The organism is Stenotrophomonas sp. P5_B8, from assembly GCF_054049855.1.
The window spans coordinates 1-1457 of the sequence record NZ_JBFULO010000657.1 but is presented as its reverse complement, the minus strand read 5'-3'; the positions used below and the strand labels follow the sequence as shown (position 1 = coordinate 1457).

The 1457-nt window shown below is 67.7% G+C and carries 2 protein-coding genes; both read left to right on the top strand.

Annotated elements, in window-relative coordinates; genetic code table 11:
- The coding region (locus tag ACXJKH_RS20425; protein ID WP_457322104.1) for a pilin at positions 1 to 561 on the top strand (561 nt) is incomplete at its 5' end.
- Positions 562 to 635: 74 nt separating this feature from the next.
- Positions 636 to 1403, top strand: a complete 768-nt coding sequence (locus tag ACXJKH_RS20420) for a helix-turn-helix transcriptional regulator (protein ID WP_457322102.1) — start codon at positions 636 to 638, stop codon at positions 1401 to 1403.
- Positions 1404 to 1457 lie beyond the last annotated feature (54 nt).

The window sequence follows — 1457 nt, the reverse complement described above, 5'->3', positions numbered from 1 at the left end:
GCCTCGGTCACTGGCCATCAACGCCAGGCCATGGTCGCTTTGCTTGAAAACGCCGTCATCGCTGTGACACCCACGCACCTGTCCACGCCACGGGCTACCGTCAATCAACGCCTCGCCATGCCACCGCGCCAGCGCGGTATCACGCTGATCGAGCTGATCATTGCCGTGGGCACGTTGGCCGTGCTGCTCACCTTCGCCATTCCCGGCTACCGCAACCACACGGCACGCGCGCGTATCAGTGCGATGTTGGCGGAGATATCCGAAGGCAAGGCCGGCGCCGAGCGCCTTGCGACCCATGAATCACCGTGGGACTAMGTCAGTGATCCTGCTGCGGTCGGACTCAATGGGCCGGCCTCGCTGTGCACCACCATCGTCGTGGACATCATCGCCTCTGCACGCACCGCACATCTCTATTGTGGCGGCGCGCGCTTCGACTTCGTCGCCCTGGACTACACGGCCGAGGCGGGGTGGCGATGCACGACCCGCTCGCATGCTGCGGTCTCGCGCACCGATTGGGCGCCGGAAGGCTGCGTCCCCCATATCGCGCGCCGCTCACCATGAACTGTGCTGCCGTCGCCGTGGTCGGTCCACGTCTGTCCCGGTACGCCGGCGGGACGGCACGGCAATGCAGCGCAATGCCCATTCCCGGTGATTCCTCCGGCGAACCGGTGCGGATACCGCCAGGCGTCACCACGCTGTGGATGCAGTTGCGCGGCACTACCGTCATCCAAAGTGCGGAAGGCCGCTTCGAGCTGCGTCGCGGTGAATGGCTCATGCTCGGGCGCGAGGCTGGGCCGCTCCTTCAGGCCGGGCGCCTCGGCATGTGCGTGGGCGTCTGCCTGAGCGCCGATACCCTGACCGCGCTGGGTGCAGGTGCGTCCCCGCTATACCCCGGCAGGGGCCGGATGCCGCGTGGCGACCTGCAGATGGCAACCCGGGTATGGCGTCGGATCGCCGGGGGGCGGGGCACCGACATGGACCGTCCCGCCGACCCGCGCCCCCTGCTGCTGCTCATGGCCGAGCTGCAGCGGGACATCGCTTCGCGGGCGGCGCGCTGCCCTGGACCCTCGATGGTGCGCAAGCACCAGGTCCTGACCTGCCTGCAGAACGCGTGTCTGTTCGTGCACGGCCACCTCGAGCGCCCCGTCAGCGCGCGCGAACTGGCGCAGTGGGTAGGCCTGCCCACTCGATATTTCTCCGAAGCCTTTCTGGCTGCCTACGATCAATCGCCGCAACAGTTCGGGACGCGGGTAAGGCTCGAGCACGCCGCTGCCCGGGTACGTCGCGGCGACATGTCCGTTGACGAGGCGGCCCCCGCCATCGGCTTCAAGCATGCCGGTACGTTCCTGCGCGCCTTCCGCGCCAGCTTCGGGGTCAGCCTGGGCAACTACTGCGCGCGCTGACGCTGTTACCGTCAGTTCCGCCTTTCCACACGATGGATGCTCGATGCCGCATTG